Below are 16,583 nucleotides of genomic sequence, written 5' to 3'. Positions count from 1 at the left end.
TCCGTCGTGCGTTATGGACCGGTTTCAGGCACCCATTGCAAATGAGCGCTGTTGCCAGCTGTTCAGGGCTGTTCGGGACACTTTAGGTGCTTTTGCACATGCCAGACTGTTCATTGCTCGCCACACTCTCGTGAAGTTGTGAAAACCCGTTTTTTCACGCTCTTTTGGAGACGTGAACCTCAAAATGGGCTGCGCGATGGCAGACCCGGCAGGTTCAGGCAGAGCAGATGGCCGGATGACGCAGGCACACTGGCTGGTGCAAGACCTGTGTGGAAGGCTCTCTGTGGGCGGTGCGGGGGATGCGCAATGCTGAGCATTGGCGGTACTGCGAGGCCCGATCAGGAGACGTCCTTATAATCGGGGGGAGATTATAGCGATGTCGCGGGCAGAAAAGCTCTTTATTAGCGACTTTTATTGAGGCAAAACTCAGGCGGCGAGGCTGCGTTGCAGCCAGTTTCCACTGACACGCTTTGAAACACGGGCGCTGGCGGGCAGCGGACGGTTGAGCCAGGCGAGGCGAATTTCGCTGATTTCCACCCAGCCACTGGTCGCCGGGGCCTGCGCGCACTGCTTGAAGGCCTGGCAAAGGCCGTGGGCGTCGAGGCGGGCGAAGCAGCGTTGCGGGTTGCGTTTGAACAGCAGGGCCAGGAGCGAGGACATGGCGGGTATCCCTGTGAAGAACTGAGCCTAGGATAACCGGGCAGTGATGAAACGATTGTGACAGCGAACCGGGCCCGGGGATGCCTGTCTTATTCACTAATGGCACGCCGATAGCTGGGCTGCCCCGTGCTGGTTATACTGGCGGCCTTTGCTGCCTATTCTGGAGAGATGAGCATGTTGCAACGTTTGTTGTTCGGTTTGATCGCGGTGACCAGTCTGACCCTGGCCGGTTGTGCCCACAGCCCGCAACAACTCAGCCCGCAACCGAAACTCAACGCCCAGCTGGCGCCGGTCGGTCATGGCCAGCCAGTGGTGGTCAAGGTGGTCGATGGTCGCGCTTCGCAAACCCTCGGCACCCGTGGCGGCCTGTACCCTGAAACCAGCGCCATCACCGTGACCGGCAACGACATCCTGCCAAAACTGCAGGCCCAGGCCGAAGCAGCTGTGCGCCTGCTGGGCTTTACCCCGACGCCGAACGCCTACAACGCGCCGCAGCTGACCGTGACCCTGGCCGAGCTCAAGTACCAGTCGCCCAAAGAAGGCATGTACGTGACCGAAGCCACCATCGGCGCTACCTTCAAGGCTGACGTGGCCAACGCCAACCGTCGCTACAGCGGCCGCTACGGCGCGTCGCTGGACCAGCGCTTCGGCATGGCGCCGAACCAGGAAACCAACACCAAGCTGGTGGGTGATGTGCTCAGCGATGCGCTGACCCGCCTGTTCAAGGACCAGGCCATCGGCCAGATCCTCGGCGAATAAGCCTCACCAGCAAAAAGCCCGATGTCTGCATGGCAGGCATCGGGCTTTTGTGTTTTTGCAGGTTCAGGCGGCTTCGACGTAGAAGTCCAGCACGCTGATGCCGGTAGGGCCGTCGACCTCGGGCAGGTCTTCATGGGCATGCCCGCCCAGGGCGCAGTACACCAGCCATTGGCGGTCCTGGACGTTGAACGCCAGGCCGTCGATCAACGCCTGCTGCTCATCGCTCTGGGCGATCAGGTAGAGGCGGTCCTGGTTTTCGGCGTGCAGCATGACAAGCTCCGGTGAGTGGCGACGGCCAACAGAGTGGCGTGTCTTGATGACGAGCGTGTGACGCCGGGAATTAATCGTCATTTGTCGTAAAGCACAGGCAAGGGCACGGCGCTTGGGTAGAATGCCCGCCGTGTCGAAAGTATCGATGTACTCTTTGAGGTTTTGCGATGTCGTTGCAAGTGATCTGGGGGCTGTTCGCCGCCCATCCGGCCAAGCTGATCAATCTGCTGGCCCTGCTGCTGACCTGCCCGGGCGGCCTGCTGCTGCACAGTGCCCGCCGCCGCGCGGCGCAAACCCTGGCGGGCCTGGCTGGTGATGAAGCGGTGATCGATGGCATGAGCCTGCGCATCAACCGCTTCTACTACATTCTTGGCTTTGCCTTCCTGGCGCTGGCCTTGCTGTTGTCCTGGTTCAGCACCTGGGTGTGATCGGGGCTGCTTAGCAGCCCATCGCTGGCAAGCCAGCTCCCACAGAGTGTTCCTGTGGGAGCTGGCTTGCCAGCGATGCAGGCGACGCGGTGCGACCTAAAGCGCCAACCCTGCCTTGACCCGGTACTGATTGCGTACCGGCATCGCATACTGCTGCACCAGGTACGGCCGCTGTTCGGCCGGGCAGGCGTCCAGGCGGCGCTGCCATTCGGCCTGGGCGCGGGCCAGTTCATCGGCCGCAAACACCTTGGCCGCTGCTGGCACCTCCAGCGCCGGGTCGGCATCGGCCCACTGCGCATAGGCCAGGTAATGCACCGGGAACAACCGGTAGCCGGCCAGAATCTGCCGGTCAATCTCTGCTGCCAGTTGCTTGGTGTCCTCGACGAACTCCGTCACCGGCGGGGCGAAGTTGATGTGCACGCGGCCTTTGTAGCCGGTGATGCCCTGGGCGATGCTGATGTCGTCTTCACCCGGCGCCTTGCTGTAGGTGCCGGTGGTGGCGCGAATGTACAGCTCGCGGGCCTTGGCCTGGTCGCAGGGGTCGTACTCGTAGCTGATCGACACCGGGCTCAGGTTCAGCGACTGGATCACGGCGCCAAACGGCTCGTCCTTGCGGCTCATGTGGAACATTTTCAGGATTGCCGAATCGGTACGGTCATCACCATCCTTGGCCCGGCCTTCGGCCTGGGCGATCCAGATCGACTGGCCGTCGTTACGGATCGAATGGTTGATGTAGGCCGACAGCAGCTGGTAAGCCGCGAGCTTTTCCCGCCGGCCGGTGATCGAGCGGTGCACGATGAAGCTCTTGTTCAGGCGCATCATGTCGCTGACGAACGGTTTTTGCAGCAGGTTGTCGCCGATGGCGATGCGCGGGGTCGGCAGGCCGGCGTGGTACACGGCATAGTTGACGAAGGCCGGGTCCATGACGATGTCGCGGTGGTTGGCCAGGAACAGGTAGGCGGTACCGGCCTTGAGCTGCTCGACGCCGGTGTAGGTCACGCCGTCGGTTGCCCGCTCGATGGTATGGTCGACGTAGTACTCGACTTTGTCCTGCAGGGTCGAAACGCAGGTGACCCCGGCAAACTCTTTGCGCAGGCGCCGGGCGATCAGCGGCTTGAGCAGCCAGCCGAAGGCCCCGGCCATGCGCGGGAAGCGGAAGTGGGTGAGGATATCGAGGAATGCCGGGTCGCTGAGCAGCCGTGCCAGAACGGCAGGGACTTCAGCGTCGTCGTACGGTCGGATGGCATCGAATTCGCCCATCATGCTCTCTTGTTGGAAACGGCTAGGGTAATAGGTAGGGCCGGGGTCTGAAAAACGGCTCAGACACACTCAGGGCCTGTAAATAGACCGGCAATTATACGCACAAGTCACTCGGGAGGCCGCGATGCTGGAGACAGCGCTTTACGATTGTCCTTATTGTGGTGAAGAAGTCGAGACGACGGTGGACCTGTCGGGCGGTGATCAGGAGTACATCGAAGACTGTCAGGTGTGCTGCAAGCCGATCCGTTTCGTGCTGCAGGTGCATGGCGAGGAATGGATGCTGGACGTTTATGGTGAGAATGACTGATGCAGCGAATCTACGACCCTGAAAGCCTGCTCGAAGCACAAATGCTCATCGGCATGCTCGCCAGCGAAGGCATCACAGTGCACCTGGTCGGCCGCGACCTGATGGGCGCCATGGGCGACCTGCCGATGCACGGTTTGCTCGGTTTGGCGGTGGCCGATGAGCAGGCTGCCTGCGCACGCGAGCTGATCGCCGCGTACAATAGCGCCCAGCCACTTGCCGGCGACGAACCGGAGAACATCCCCGGAACCCTGATTTGCTAGGTTTTTGCCCTCATGTGTGGACGTTATGCGCTGTTTCGCTGGTCTCCCGCCTTTGCTGCCCTGCCGGGATTTCCCAGTGACCAGCAGGCGCAATGGAATATCTCCCCCGGCGCCTCGGTGCTGATCCAGCGCCGCCTCGAGGGTGGCCAGCTGGAGCTGGCGCGGGCACGCTGGGGCCTGACCCCGGCCTGGCTCACCGACTTGTCGCGCACCCCGGCCCACGCCCGCGCCGAAACCCTGGCCGAACAGCCGATGTTCCGTGAGGCGTTTCGCCTGCGTCGCTGTCTGCTACCGGCCAACGGCTTTTACGAATGGCGCGGCACCCAGCGCAAGCGGCCGTACTGGCTGACGCCGGGGGAGGGCTCGTCGTTGTTTTTTGCGGCGATCTGGGAGGCGTATCCGGTGCAGGATCAGGTCTGGTTGAGTACCGCGGTGGTAACCCAGGCGGCGCTGAACCAGCGCCGGCCGCTGATACTCGATGAGGCCGGGCAGGCTGCCTGGCTCGATCCCGAAACCCCGCCGGCGCGCTTGTACGAGCTGCTGGCGGGCGGCCAGGCGCCGCTGCGTGAGCGGGTGCTGGCCAATATGGTCAATGATCCCAAGCTCAATGGGCCGGAGTGTTTGACCCCGGCCTAAAAGCATCGCGGGGCAAGCCCGCTCCCACAGAGAAAATGGTCAATATGTGGGAGCGGGCTTGCCCCGCGATAGGCCTTACACCCTGAACTGATTGATCAAGCGCCGCTGTTGCTCGGCCAGCTTGGTCAGCTCGGCGCTGGCGGTACTCGACTCATCCGCCCCGCCAGCCACCTCGTTGGCCACCTGGCCAATATTGATCACGTTACGGTTGATGTCTTCGGCCACCGCGCTCTGCTCTTCGGCAGCACTGGCAATCTGCGTGTTCATGTCGTTGATCACCGACACTGCCTGGGTAATGCTTTCCAGCGCCTGGGCAGCGCGCGCGGCTTGCTGCACGCTGTCGTCGGTCTTGCCCTGGCTGTCTTCCATGACCCGCACCACATCGCGGGTACCTTGCTGCAGTTGCTGGATCATCTGCTGGATTTCTTCGGTGGCCTGCTGGGTTTTCTGCGCTAGGTTGCGCACTTCATCGGCCACCACGGCAAAACCACGGCCCTGCTCACCGGCGCGAGCGGCCTCGATGGCAGCGTTAAGCGCCAGCAGGTTGGTCTGCTCGGCAATCGCGCGGATGGCGGTGAGGATGGCGTTGATGTTTTCGCTGTCGCGCGCCAGGTTCTGCACCACACCCACCGCTCGGCCGATTTCCTCGGCCAGGGCGCTGATCGAACTGGAAGTATCGCGCACGATCGCCAGGCCCTGGTGTGCGGCCTGGTCGGCATTGCTGGCGGCCTGGGCGGCATGGGTGGCGTTGCGCGCGACGTCCTGGGCGGTAGCGGTCATTTCGTGCACGGCGGTGGCCACCAGGTCGATCTCGGCCATTTGTTTGTGTACGCCCTGGTTGGTGCGAATGGCGATGTCGGCGGTGTGTTCGGAGGAGTCGCTGACCTTCTGCACCGAGGCCACCACCTGGCTGATCATCGCCTGCAACTTGCTCAGGAAGGTGTTGAAACCCTTGGCGATCGAGCCCAGTTCGTCGGCGCGGTCGCTGCTCAGGCGGCGGGTCAGGTCGCCTTCGCCCTGGGCGATGTCATCGAGCATCGCCACCATCTGCCGCAGTGGCCGGGCAATGCCGTGGGCCAGCAGCCAGATCACCAGCAGGCCAAGGGCGGCGATACCCAGGCCGACCACGGTCATGCCGGTGATGTCGGTGCGGCGCTGGTCGCTGAGGTCGCTTTGCAACTTCTGCACATCGGCCATCACCGCGCTGATCGGCAGTTCCAGCAGCAGGGTCCAGCGCGCGTCGGTATTGGCGATCTTGAACGGCAAGTACAGCTCGATGCGGCCTGCGCCCTGGTCGACTTCGTAGTGCAGGTTCTCGCCGCTCAGTTGCGCCAGGGTGGCGGCGGCATTGGCGTCGAGGACGTCGCTGGCTTTCTCGCCGAATTTGCCCGGGTCTTTGGTAAAGGCCACCAGGCGGCCGTTGCCGGACACCAGTGCCAGCTCGCCGGCACCGTCATAGAGCTGGCGGTCGGCGGTATTGAGCAGTTCCTGGATGAAGTTCACCGACAGGTCGGCGCCGGCAATGCCCTGGAACGTGCCGTCGATCATGATCGGCTCGACGAACGAGGCGAGCATCACCACTTTGTCGCCTACCTTGTAAGGTGCCGGGTCGATCACGCAGGCTTTCTTTGATTCCCGCGGGCACAGGTAGTACTCACTGGCGCGCACGCCGGTGGCGAGGACGGTCTGGTCGTTGACGTCGGCCAGTTTGTCCAGGCCCAGGCTGCCGTCTTCGTTGCGGAACCACCAGGGCAGAAAGCGCCCGCTGGCGCTGTCGATACCGGTGATCGAGGTGCCGACGAAGCGCGCGTCGTCGTGGTCCAGGGCGTTGCTTTCCCAGCCCAGGTAGGTGCCGAGGATCAGCGGGTTGGTCAGTGCTGTCTGCTTGAGCAGGGCGATCATTTGCTGGCGTTCGATCTTCAGCAGCGGATTGCCGCTGGCGTCCTGCATGCCGAGCATGGCGTTGCTGGTAGCCAGGCCCCTGGCAATCAGTAGCGGTGCTTCCAGGCCGCGCTGGATCTCGCTGACCTGGGTCCGCGCCAGGGCGGTCAGGCGCTGCTCGATCACCGCCTCGAACTGCTGCTGGGTGCGGCTTTGCACCAGCTCCTGGGTACGTTCGCCGGAATACACGGCGTACAGCACCAGGGCGGCGACAATGCTCAGGACAATGGCGCCGGCCAGGGCGGCGACGGAAAACTGGATCGACCGGAACTTCATGAGGGGGCTCCAAGCGCAAGGAAAGGCGTCTGCTTTGCGTTATCGGCCCGGCCGGGCGAAAGCATGAGCACCGTCTGGAGAATTCTTCGTCAGGGATATGGCGGGCTCAACGGAGTCGGCCTAGGATACGCGGCATGTTCGAAGGGAGTGTTTTCATGCGTAAGTCATTTGTAATCGGTGCATTGAGCGCCAGCGTCCTGCTCGCTGGCTGCCAGGCGGTGAACACCACCAGCGGCGGCGCCGTGGGTGTCGAGCGTAAGCAATACATGTTCAGCATGCTGTCGACCGATGAGGTCAACCAGATGTATGCCCAGTCCTACCAGCAAACCCTGGGCGAGGCATCCAGCAAGGGTGTGCTCGACAAGACCAGCAACAACGCCAAGCGCGTGCAACTGATCGCTGACCGCCTGATTGCCCAGGCCCCGCAGTTCCGCCCGGACTCGGCGCAGTGGAACTGGGAAGTCAACCTGATCAAGAGCGACGAGCTCAACGCCAACTGCGGCCCGGGTGGCAAGATCTTCGTCTACAGCGGCCTGATCGAAAAACTCAAGCTGACCGACGACGAGCTCGCGGCGGTCATGGGCCATGAAATTGCCCACGCCCTGCGTGAGCATGGTCGTGAGGCGATGTCCAAGGCCTATGGCGTACAGATGGCTCGCCAAGGCGCCGGTGCCCTGCTGGGCCTGGGCCAGGACAGCATGGCGATCGCCGACACGGTGGTGCAGTACAGCATGACCCTGCCCAACAGCCGCGCCAACGAGAACGAAGCCGACCTGATCGGCCTGGAGCTGGCCGCCCGCGCCGGCTACAACCCGAATGCGGCGATCAGCCTGTGGGACAAGATGGCCCAGGCCTCGGGTGGCTCGCAGCCGGAGTTCATGAGCACTCACCCGGCGTCGGCCAGCCGTCAGGCTTCGTTGCAGGCGGCGATTCCGAAGGTGATGCCGTTGTACGAGCAGGCACGCAAGTAAAGGGTAACCGGGGCCGCGTTGCGGCCCATCGCCGGCAAGGCCGGCTCCCACAGGGGCCTGTGTATACAAGGCCTGTGGGAGCTGGCTTGCCAGCGATGAAGTCACCACCGATCAGCCGATCCAGCCACTGACCTGCATCGCCGAATACACCGCCACCGCGGCCAGGACGAAGAATGCAGCCGACGCCAGGCGGCGGATCAGGGTCAGTGGCAGTTTCTCTGCAGCAAAATTACCCGCCAATACCACCGGCACGTTGGCAATCAGCATGCCCAGGGTGGTACCGATAATGACCATGATCAGGTGCGGATACTGCGCCGCCAGCATCACCGTGGCGACCTGGGTCTTGTCGCCGATTTCCGCGATGAAGAACGCGATCAGGGTGGTCAGGAACGGGCCGAAGCGCCGTGCGGTGCTGGCTTCGTCATCGTCCATTTTGTCCGGGATCAGCGTCCACAGCGCCGTGGCGGCAAAGCTTGCGGCGAGAATCCAGTGCAGGGTGGCGGCGGAGAAGAAGGTGCTGAACCAGGCGCCGACGGCACCGGCCGCGGCATGGTTGGCCAGGGTAGCGGCAATGATACCGGCGATGATCGGCCAGGGCTTGCGAAAGCGCGCGGCAAGGATCAGCGCGAGCAATTGGGTTTTGTCGCCAATTTCGGCGAGGGCCACGATCGCGGTGGGGACGAGCAATGATTCCAGCATCAGGATTCCTACGGGGGCGGGTCGACACGGCTATGACACGTACAGCCTTCCCGCCCCGGGTAAGGTGTTCGTGTCATAGGTCTTGTCAAACCCTGGGTCCGTCTGTGCGGACCGTGGGTCGCACGCGCCATGGTCTGTGGACCAAGTATGTTGACGCGTACCGGGCGAGCTGGGTGCTCGCGGGAGACTACTCCCCTAGGACGGAGCGGATTCTGCCTAGGCAAATCCGTTTCGGCAAGCGCTCTTTTTAACCGCGTGTTGCCTGGTAGATGCGAAAGCCTTGGCCCTCGTCGCGGATCCGGCAGTTGCCCAGGGCCGCTTCAATCAGCGGCTGGTAGCGCAGGAAGCTGTTTGCCACCAATCGCATTTCGCCGCCTTTTTTCAGATGATCGGCTGATTTTCGCAGCAGGTTTTCCGAGGCCTGGTAATTGGTGTGAACACCTGTGTGGAACGGCGGGTTGCTGATGATCACGTCCAGCTCGCGCGGCGCGGCATCGATGCCGTCGCCGCAGATCACCTCGCCTTCCAGACCATTGGCGGCCAGGGTCAGGCGGCTGCTGGCCACGGCAAAGGCGTCGACATCAAGCAGGGTGATGCGGTTTTGCGGATAACGGCGTTTGATCGCCGCCCCGAGAACACCCGCGCCACAGCCAAAATCCAGCACGTGGCCGGTTGGCAGCTGGTCGAGGTTTTCCAGCAGCAGGGCGCTGCCGCGATCCAGGCGCCCATGGCTGAATACGCCCGGTAGGCTGACGATCTGCAGCGGGCCATCGGCCAGCTCCAGCTGGAAATGCTCGGCCAGGCTTTCCAGCGGCCTGGCTTCAGGGGCGTGCTCGACGGTGACCTGCCACAGCTGGCAATGGCGGGCGCTGTCGAGTTTGCGCGGCTTGCCGAAGGCGTGCAGTTGTTTGGCCGCGCCTTCGATGCCGCCGCGTTTCTCGCCGACCAGGTACAGCTGGCGACCGGCCAGGCGCGAGGCCAGGGCGTTGAGCAGGTAATTGGCCAGGTCCCGGGATTTGGGCAAGAACAGCACGGCGGCGTCGAAAGCCTGGGCCGGTGCGTTTACATCGAAGTGGCTGCGCCCGGCGAAGCGTGCCTCGAGCGCCGCCTGGTCGCCGGCGTGCCAGCTCCAGCCATGGGCCGCCGGCAACTTGCCGAGCAGGTCGTCGGCAGGCAAACCGGCCAGCAACAGCGAGCCCTGGAAAAGATCGGCCTGACGAAGCAACACTTCACTGCGCGGGTCCATGGACGGCGACTCCTGAAAAAAGTGGCGCAGTTTACCAGAGCCTGGCCGGGCTTAGACCTGGCGGCGCGGGCTGCCGGCAAAAAACGCCTCGGCGTTCTCGCTCAATTGCTCGACGATACGCTGGCGTGACTCGACCGCGCCCCAGGCGCTGTGCGGGGTGACGATCAGCCGCGGGATATCGGCTGCCAGCAGCGGGTTGCCGTTGACCGGTGGTTCGACACTCAGCACGTCGGTAGCCGCGCCGCCCAGGTGGCCGGCGCGCAGGGCATCGGCCAGGGCCTGCTCGTCGATCAGGCCGCCGCGGGCGGTGTTGATCACAAAGGCGCCGGGCTTGAGCAGGTCCAGTTGACGGGCGCCGATCAGGTTGCGGGTGTGCTCGTTGAGCGGGCAGTGCAGGGTCAGCGCGTCGACCTGCGGCAGCAGCTCATCCAGGGCAATACGGTCTTCGCGGGGCGGGCGCCCGGGCAACTGGCCAAGCAGTACGCGCATGCCGAAGGCTTCGGCCAGGCGTGCTACGGCGCCACCCAGCTCGCCATGGCCGAGCAGGCCGAGGGTCTTGCCCTCCAGCTCGACGATGGGGAAGTCCAGCAGGCAGAACTGTTTGGCCTGGCCCCACTGGCCATTGGCGACGGCCTTTTGATAGTCGCTCAGGCGCGTGGCCAGGGCCAACAGCAAAGCCAGGGTGTGCTGGGCCACCGACGGCGTGCCGTAGCCCTGGCAGTTGCTGACCACCACGCCCTGGGCGCGGGCGGCCTGCAGGTCGACATTGTTGGTGCCGGTGGCGGCCACCAGAATCAGCTTCAGCTCGGGGCAGGCGGCGAGGGTGGCGGCGTCGATCATGACCTTGTTACTGATCGCCACGCTGGCGCCCTGCAGGCGTTCGGCGACCTGCCCGGGGGCGCTGGCCGGATAGAGCTGCAGCTCATCGAAACAGGCCTTGAGGCGATCCAGCGCCAGGTCACCGAGGTCCAGGGAGCTATGGTCGAGAAACACGGCGCGACGGGAGATGGACATAGGGTGGCTCCAGTAAGGGCTCAAGCGTTGTAGGCGAAGCAATCGTAATGGCTGTGCTCAAGGCTGCTTTGCAGTTCAAGCAGGCCTTGCTGTTGCTGCTGCAGTGCCTGGATCTGCGCCTGCAGCTGGGCGCTTTTGCCGGCAATCGCCTGGCGCACCCGCTCGATCGGCAAGCCGGCCTGATCATCACTCACCAGCGCTTGCATCTCCTTGAGGCTGAAGCCGAGCTTTTGCGCGCACTTGATCAGGCTCAGCAGGGCGACGCTGTGTTGGTCATACAGGCGATAACGGCCCTGGCGCCTGGGCGCCGGCAGCAGGCCGATGCGCTCATAATGGCGAATGCTTTTGATGGTTGCCCCGGACAGCTGCGCGGCTTTGCCGATGTACATCGAACGTCCTTGTTAGTGCCGGTGAGCCAGCCTGCGCGCCTGCTGCAGCCAGGCATCGCGCTGGCCTGCGCTCGAGCTGATGATGGGGCCAAACGTTAACGTCTTTTGCGTCCTGATTCCACAGAAGCCCAGGGTAGTGCGGCGCATCTGCTGCAGCGCCGGCATGCGGTAGACCCAGCGGTAGTACCAGGGCGGGGTGTCCATGCTCACCAGCAGGTCGGCGCTGCGGCCTTTGAGCAACTGTTCGGGGAAGGGCGAGTTGTTGCGGTACTTGAAGGCAAAGCCGGGCAGCAGGATGCGGTCAAAGAAACCCTTGAGCAATGCCGGAATCCCGCCCCACCACACCGGGAAGACGAAGACCAGGTGTTCGGCCCAACTGATCAGTTGCTGGGCGTGCAGCAAGTCCGGCTCCAGGGGTTGTACCTGTTGAAAGCCCTCGCGCAGGATCGGGTCGAAGGCCAGGTTGCCGAGTTCCAGCAGGCAGACGCTATGGCCCTTGTCGCGGGCACTGCTGATGTAGCTGTCGCTCAGTGCTGCGCAGAAACTGTTACGCGAAGGGTGGCCGAGTATCACCAGGATTCGTTTGCTCATCGAAGGCAGGTCCAGGGGCAAAAGCGCTGAGGTTAACGTCTGCCCTTAGGAGGAGAGTCAAGCCTGTCTTTGGCTGTGGGAGCGGCGTCGCACCGCCACTCCCACCAGAGACTGTTGCCGGAACGGACGAAAGCGTAATGTAGCGCCCCCGATTGCCTTCTTTGCCGCAAGGAGCCCCCATGTACTGGGCCGAATTTCTAACTGTCGCCTTGATCCACCTGCTGGCTGTAGCCAGCCCCGGCCCGGACTTTGCCGTGGTGGTGCGCGAGAGTGTTACCCACGGCCGGCGCGCCGGTACCTGGACGGCCTTTGGCGTCGGTACCGCGATTTTCCTGCATGTCGGCTATTCGCTGCTGGGTATCGGCCTGATCGTGTCGCAGTCGATCATGCTGTTCAATGCGCTGAAATGGCTGGCTGCCGCCTACTTGCTGTACATCGGCTTCAAGGCCCTGCGCGCCCGCCCGGCCGCGCCTGGCAGCGACGCCGTGCAAGCCTCGACGGTCGAGCGCACACCGCGGGCGGCCTTTGTCGCCGGCTTCATGACCAATGGCCTGAACCCCAAGGCGACGCTGTTTTTCCTGTCGCTGTTCACCGTGGTCATCAACCCGCACACGCCGCTGGCGATCCAGGCCGGTTACGGGTTGTACCTGGCCGTGGCCACCGGCCTGTGGTTCTGCCTGGTGGCCATGCTGTTCAGCCAGCAGCGGGTGCGCGCCGGCTTTGCGCGCATGGGTCACTGGTTCGACCGCACCATGGGCGCGGTGCTGATTGCCCTGGGGGTGAAGATCGCTTTCACCGAAATGCACTGACAATGATGTTCAAACGCCACTAATCCCTGCAGCGGTCAAATCATTCCTTTGGCTGATTTGGCCGCTGTGGAGGCGTTCTAGAGTAAGGCATGTCTTGCCCAGCCTGTGCACTCTAGAAAAGGGACTCCTATGTTGCAGACTCGCGTCATTCCTCCTGCCGAGGACGCTTACCAGTTTCCGCTGTTGATCAAGCGCCTGCTGCTGTCCGGCAGCCGTTACGAGAAAACCCGCGAGATCGTCTACCGCGATCAGCTGCGCTACAGCTACCTGACCCTCAACGAGCGCATCGCGCGGCTGGCCAATGTGCTCACCGAAGCGGGGGTCAAGGCGGGTGACACCGTGGCGGTGATGGACTGGGACAGCCATCGCTACCTCGAATGCATGTTCGCCATTCCGATGATTGGCGCGGTGGTGCACACCATCAACGTGCGCCTGTCGCCGGAGCAGATCCTTTACACCATGAACCACGCCGATGACCGCTTCGTGCTGGTCAACAGCGACTTTGTCGGCCTCTACCAGGCCATCGCCGGGCAACTGACCACGGTGGAGAAAACCCTGCTGCTGACCGATGGCGAGCAGAAAACCGCCGACCTACCGAACCTGGTCGGCGAGTACGAGCAATTGCTGGCGGCGGCCAGCCCGGTCTATGACTTCCCTGATTTCGACGAGAACTCGGTTGCCACCACGTTCTACACCACCGGTACCACCGGTAACCCCAAGGGGGTGTATTTCACCCACCGGCAACTGGTGCTGCACACTCTGGCGGCTGCGACGGTCACCGGCAGTATCGACAGCGTGCGCCTGCTCGGCAGCAATGATGTGTACATGCCCATCACGCCGATGTTCCATGTCCATGCCTGGGGCATTCCCTACGTGGCGACCATGCTCGGCATCAAGCAGGTCTACCCCGGGCGCTACGAGCCGGAGATGCTTTGCGAACTGTGGCGCAACGAGAAGGTGACCTTCTCGCATTGCGTACCGACCATCTTGCAGATGCTGCTCAATGCCAAGGGTGCCCAGCAACAGGACTTCGGCGGCTGGAAAATCATCATTGGCGGCAGTGCCCTGAACCGCGCCCTGTACGAGGCGGCCAAGGCCCACGGAATTCAGCTGACCGCCGCTTACGGTATGTCCGAGACCTGCCCGCTGGTGTCCTGCGCTCACCTCAACGACGAGCTGCTGGCTGGCAGCGAAGACGAATGCATCACCTACCGGATCAAGGCCGGGGTGCCGGTGCCGTTGGTGGAAACTGCGATTGTCGATGGCAACGGCAACTTCCTGGCGGCCGACGGCGAGACCCAGGGCGAACTGGTGCTGCGCGCGCCGTGGCTGACCATGGGGTACTTCCGCGAGCCCGAGAAGGGCGCCGAACTCTGGCAGGGCGGCTGGCTGCACACCGGTGACGTCGCCACCCTCGACAGCATGGGCGTGATCGATATCCGTGACCGCATCAAGGACGTGATCAAGACCGGCGGCGAGTGGATCTCGTCACTGGAGCTCGAAGACCTGATCAGCCGCCACCCGGCGATCCGCGAAGTGGCGGTGGTCGGTGTCGCCGACCCGCAGTGGGGCGAGCGGCCATTTGCCCTGCTGGTGATCCACGAAGGCCAGAGCATCGACGCCAAGGTCCTCAAGGAACACCTCAAGCCATTCGTGGAGCTGGGGCACATCAACAAGTGGGCGATCCCCAGCCAGATCGCCCTTGTTACTGAAATTCCCAAGACCAGTGTCGGCAAGCTCGACAAGAAGCGCATTCGCCTGGACATCAGCCAGTGGCAAGCCAGTAACAGCACCTTCCTCTCGACCCTGTAATGCCGGGCGGGTCGCGCCTGAAGCGGCGCGACCCGCACGCCAGACGCATGGGCGCCTTGTCAAATGACGAAATTAAGCCATTCTTCCCCCAGCCAGCGTAGTGGCCGGTCATGCAGACCCTGCCAGAGGGGTTGGGATGCAAATCACACTTTAGAGGGATCAAGCAGTTCAACCTGCTGGCTATAGTCGGTTCAGGGGATTTTCAGGAACGGGGGATCGCACATGCATGTGCCCAGCCACTCGTTCGAGCAAAAAGGTGCGCTCACACCGCTCGAGCGATGCGTTTCTGCAAAGGACTCACTGCCATAAAAATAAAGTACATGGAGTAGCGTCGATGACATCAGCAAATCTGTTCTGGCGCCGGGCGAAACTGCCCCTGGCCGTCAGCCTCGCTTCTACGCTCGCCGGTCCTGCATTCGGCGTCAGTTTCAACATCGGTGAAATCGAAGGCTCGTTCGACTCGTCGCTGTCGGTGGGGGCGAGCTGGTCGACAGCCAGCCCGAACAAGAACCTGATCGGCGTCAACAACGGCGGCAAGGGGTTGTCGCAGACCTCCGATGACGGCCACCTGAACTTCAAGCGCGGTGAGACCTTCTCGAAAATCTTCAAGGGTATCCACGACCTGGAACTCAAGTACGGCGATACCGGGGTATTCGTCCGTGGCAAGTACTGGTACGACTTCGAACTCAAGGATGAGCATCGCGAGTTCAAGGACATCAGCGACACCAACCGCAAAGAGGGCGCCAAGTCGTCCGGCGGGCAGATCCTCGACGCCTTCGTCTACCACAACTACTCGATCGCCGATCAGCCGGGCTCGGTGCGCCTGGGCAAGCAGGTGGTCAGCTGGGGTGAAAGTACCTTCATCGGTAACGGTATCAACTCGATCAACCCGATCGACGTGGCGGCCTTCCGCCGTCCGGGTGCCGAAATCAAGGAAGGCCTGATTCCGGTCAACATGTTCTATGTGTCCCAGAGCCTGACCGACAACCTCTCGGGCGAAGCCTTCTACCAGCTCGAATGGGACCAGACCGTCGTCGACAACTGCGGCACCTTCTTCTCCCAGCCGGACATCATTGCCGACGGCTGTACCGATAACCTGCGCGTGCTCAACAGTGCCAACGCGTTGCCAGCGGCCGCCCGCGGCTTCCTCGCAAGCCAGGGTGTGGACGTCAATGGCGAAGGTGTGCGGGTCGCCCGTGGCCCTGACCGCGATGCGCGAGACAGCGGCCAGTTCGGCGTGGCCTTGCGTTACATGTACGACCCGCTGGGCACCGAATTCGGCGCCTACTTCATGAACTACCACAGCCGTGCGCCGATCTTCAGCGCCCACGGTGCCGATCCGCGGGTCTATGCCGGCCTGGCCGGGCTGCCTGCAGCCTTGCGTCCGTTGGCACCGCTGATCGTCGCCGGCAACTCCAGCTACTTTGTCGAGTACCCGGAAGACATCCGCCTGTACGGCCTGAGTTTCTCCACCACCCTGCCTACCGGCACGGCGTGGAGCGGTGAAATCAGCTACCGGCCAAACGCCCCGGTGCAGCTCAACACCACCGATATCCTCTACGCCGGCGTGCGTCCGATTGGCGGCACCCTGGCCAACGCCTCGCTGCTCAACGGTGTACCGGGCCAGGACCTGAACGGCTACCGGCGCAAGGAAATCACCCAGTTCCAGACCACCCTGACGCACTTCTTCGACCAGGTCATGGGCGCCAGCCGCCTGACCGTGGTGGGTGAAGTCGGCGTGACCCATGTCGGCGGCCTGGAAAGCGCCCACGATGTGCGTTACGGCCGCGACCCGGTCTACGGCCCAGGCCCGCTGCCGGCAACCCCGGGGGCAGGCAATCTCGATACCTGCTCGGCGATCATCAACACCGGCACCATCAACGGCGCAGGCCCTGGCGCTTCGGACGCCAACCGCAGCCGCAACTGCGAGAACGACGGTTACACCACCAGTACTTCCTGGGGCTACCGCGCGCGCGCCATCTGGGACTACCCGGATGTATTCGCCGGGGTCAACCTCAAGCCGAGCGTGGCCTGGTCCCATGACGTGTCTGGCTACTCGCCAGGCCCTGGCAGCAACTTCGAGGAAGGGCGCAAGGCGATCAGCCTGGGCCTGGATGCCGAGTACCAGAACACCTACACCACCAGCCTGTCGTACACCAACTTCTTCGACGGCAAGTACACCACCGTGGATGACCGCGATTTCATCGCCCTCAGCTTCGGCGTGAACTTCTAAGAATTCGGATTCAGGACGACCA

At 63.1% G+C, this 16,583-nt stretch carries 18 protein-coding genes, 1 pseudogene and 1 riboswitch; of the genes and pseudogenes, 9 read left to right on the top strand and 10 right to left on the bottom strand.

Going from position 1 to position 16,583, the window contains the following annotated elements; genetic code table 11:
• Nucleotides 1-426 precede the first annotated feature (426 nt).
• Complete coding sequence (locus ACIOVF_RS12835) at nucleotides 427-660, bottom strand: hypothetical protein (protein ID WP_045196014.1); 234 nt, start codon at nucleotides 658-660, stop codon at nucleotides 427-429.
• 174 nt (nucleotides 661-834) lie between these two features.
• On the opposite strand from ACIOVF_RS12835, the gene ACIOVF_RS12830 reads away from it, so the two are divergent.
• Complete coding sequence (locus ACIOVF_RS12830) at nucleotides 835-1,419, top strand: YajG family lipoprotein (RefSeq protein WP_038997150.1); 585 nt, start codon at nucleotides 835-837, stop codon at nucleotides 1,417-1,419.
• A 63-nt stretch (nucleotides 1,420-1,482) separates the two neighbouring features.
• Here the strand turns inward: ACIOVF_RS12830 and ACIOVF_RS12825 are convergent, their stop codons facing one another.
• The gene (locus tag ACIOVF_RS12825; protein WP_045196016.1) at nucleotides 1,483-1,689 is read right to left on the bottom strand and encodes a hypothetical protein; all 207 of its coding nucleotides are present in this window, start codon (nucleotides 1,687-1,689) and stop codon (nucleotides 1,483-1,485) included.
• A gap of 167 nt (nucleotides 1,690-1,856) precedes the next feature.
• On the opposite strand from ACIOVF_RS12825, the gene ACIOVF_RS12820 reads away from it, so the two are divergent.
• Nucleotides 1,857-2,117, top strand: coding sequence for a hypothetical protein (locus ACIOVF_RS12820; protein ID WP_045196018.1), 261 nt, complete (start codon nucleotides 1,857-1,859; stop codon nucleotides 2,115-2,117).
• Nucleotides 2,118-2,213: 96 nt separating this feature from the next.
• Here the strand turns inward: ACIOVF_RS12820 and ACIOVF_RS12815 are convergent, their stop codons facing one another.
• On the bottom strand, nucleotides 2,214-3,377 hold the full coding sequence (locus ACIOVF_RS12815) for a 1-acyl-sn-glycerol-3-phosphate acyltransferase (protein WP_045196020.1): 1,164 nt from the start codon (nucleotides 3,375-3,377) through the stop codon (nucleotides 2,214-2,216).
• A gap of 124 nt (nucleotides 3,378-3,501) precedes the next feature.
• Here ACIOVF_RS12815 and ACIOVF_RS12810 point away from each other — a divergent pair, with 124 nt between their 5' ends.
• Genes ACIOVF_RS12810 through ACIOVF_RS12800 form a run of 3 tightly spaced genes read left to right on the top strand, consistent with a single transcriptional unit; the run spans nucleotide 3,502 to nucleotide 4,580 of the window.
• Nucleotides 3,502-3,684: a CPXCG motif-containing cysteine-rich protein gene (locus ACIOVF_RS12810; RefSeq protein ID WP_045196022.1), complete on the top strand. Its 183-nt coding sequence runs from the start codon at nucleotides 3,502-3,504 to the stop codon at nucleotides 3,682-3,684.
• Complete coding sequence (locus ACIOVF_RS12805) at nucleotides 3,684-3,944, top strand: putative signal transducing protein (RefSeq protein WP_038997143.1); 261 nt, start codon at nucleotides 3,684-3,686, stop codon at nucleotides 3,942-3,944. The genes ACIOVF_RS12810 and ACIOVF_RS12805 overlap by 1 nt, the downstream gene beginning before the upstream one ends.
• A gap of 12 nt (nucleotides 3,945-3,956) precedes the next feature.
• The gene (locus ACIOVF_RS12800; protein ID WP_045196024.1) at nucleotides 3,957-4,580 is read left to right on the top strand and encodes an SOS response-associated peptidase; all 624 of its coding nucleotides are present in this window, start codon (nucleotides 3,957-3,959) and stop codon (nucleotides 4,578-4,580) included.
• A 75-nt stretch (nucleotides 4,581-4,655) separates the two neighbouring features.
• On the opposite strand, the gene ACIOVF_RS12795 is transcribed toward ACIOVF_RS12800, so the two are convergent.
• Nucleotides 4,656-5,399, bottom strand: coding sequence for a methyl-accepting chemotaxis protein (locus ACIOVF_RS12795; RefSeq protein ID WP_401289984.1), 744 nt, complete (start codon nucleotides 5,397-5,399; stop codon nucleotides 4,656-4,658).
• Nucleotides 5,400-5,510: 111 nt separating this feature from the next.
• Nucleotides 5,511-5,714: pseudogene (locus tag ACIOVF_RS12790) on the bottom strand (HAMP domain-containing protein); the annotation flags it as partial.
• Nucleotides 5,715-6,952: 1,238 nt separating this feature from the next.
• Between ACIOVF_RS12790 and ACIOVF_RS12785 the strand changes: the two are divergent.
• A complete protein-coding gene (locus ACIOVF_RS12785; protein ID WP_045196578.1) occupies nucleotides 6,953-7,768 on the top strand; it encodes a M48 family metallopeptidase in 816 nt (271 codons plus the stop codon).
• A 111-nt stretch (nucleotides 7,769-7,879) separates the two neighbouring features.
• Here ACIOVF_RS12785 and ACIOVF_RS12780 read toward each other — a convergent pair whose 3' ends face one another.
• From ACIOVF_RS12780 to ACIOVF_RS12760, 5 genes are all read right to left on the bottom strand, one after another.
• Nucleotides 7,880-8,467 (bottom strand): TMEM165/GDT1 family protein, encoded by a 588-nt coding sequence (locus ACIOVF_RS12780; protein WP_045196027.1) that lies wholly within the window; start codon nucleotides 8,465-8,467, stop codon nucleotides 7,880-7,882.
• Nucleotides 8,468-8,555: 88 nt separating this feature from the next.
• A riboswitch (yybP-ykoY riboswitch) is annotated at nucleotides 8,556-8,675 on the bottom strand.
• Between the two features lie 39 nt (nucleotides 8,676-8,714).
• Nucleotides 8,715-9,713, bottom strand: a complete 999-nt coding sequence (locus ACIOVF_RS12775; RefSeq protein WP_045196029.1) for a class I SAM-dependent methyltransferase — start codon at nucleotides 9,711-9,713, stop codon at nucleotides 8,715-8,717.
• Nucleotides 9,714-9,764: 51 nt separating this feature from the next.
• Nucleotides 9,765-10,727, bottom strand: a complete 963-nt coding sequence (locus tag ACIOVF_RS12770; RefSeq protein WP_195885673.1) for a 2-hydroxyacid dehydrogenase — start codon at nucleotides 10,725-10,727, stop codon at nucleotides 9,765-9,767.
• Between the two features lie 20 nt (nucleotides 10,728-10,747).
• Nucleotides 10,748-11,116 (bottom strand): MerR family transcriptional regulator, encoded by a 369-nt coding sequence (locus tag ACIOVF_RS12765; protein WP_045196033.1) that lies wholly within the window; start codon nucleotides 11,114-11,116, stop codon nucleotides 10,748-10,750.
• Nucleotides 11,117-11,128: 12 nt separating this feature from the next.
• On the bottom strand, nucleotides 11,129-11,707 hold the full coding sequence (locus ACIOVF_RS12760; RefSeq protein ID WP_401289802.1) for an NAD(P)H-dependent oxidoreductase: 579 nt from the start codon (nucleotides 11,705-11,707) through the stop codon (nucleotides 11,129-11,131).
• Between the two features lie 179 nt (nucleotides 11,708-11,886).
• On the opposite strand from ACIOVF_RS12760, the gene ACIOVF_RS12755 reads away from it, so the two are divergent.
• The 3 genes from ACIOVF_RS12755 (at nucleotide 11,887) to ACIOVF_RS12745 (ending at nucleotide 16,561) form a co-directional block, all read left to right on the top strand.
• Nucleotides 11,887-12,516, top strand: a complete 630-nt coding sequence (locus tag ACIOVF_RS12755; protein WP_045196037.1) for a LysE family translocator — start codon at nucleotides 11,887-11,889, stop codon at nucleotides 12,514-12,516.
• 129 nt (nucleotides 12,517-12,645) lie between these two features.
• Nucleotides 12,646-14,328 (top strand): fatty acid--CoA ligase, encoded by a 1,683-nt coding sequence (locus tag ACIOVF_RS12750; protein WP_045196039.1) that lies wholly within the window; start codon nucleotides 12,646-12,648, stop codon nucleotides 14,326-14,328.
• Nucleotides 14,329-14,662: 334 nt separating this feature from the next.
• A complete protein-coding gene (locus ACIOVF_RS12745) occupies nucleotides 14,663-16,561 on the top strand; it encodes a DUF1302 domain-containing protein (protein WP_045196041.1) in 1,899 nt (632 codons plus the stop codon).
• The last annotated feature ends 22 nt before the right edge of the window (nucleotides 16,562-16,583 follow it).

The organism is Pseudomonas sp. NPDC087612 (assembly GCF_044743505.1).
Lineage (GTDB): Bacteria > Pseudomonadota > Gammaproteobacteria > Pseudomonadales > Pseudomonadaceae > Aquipseudomonas.
Note: the sequence above shows the minus strand (reverse complement) of the source record. Positions and strands in the feature narration are given on the sequence as shown.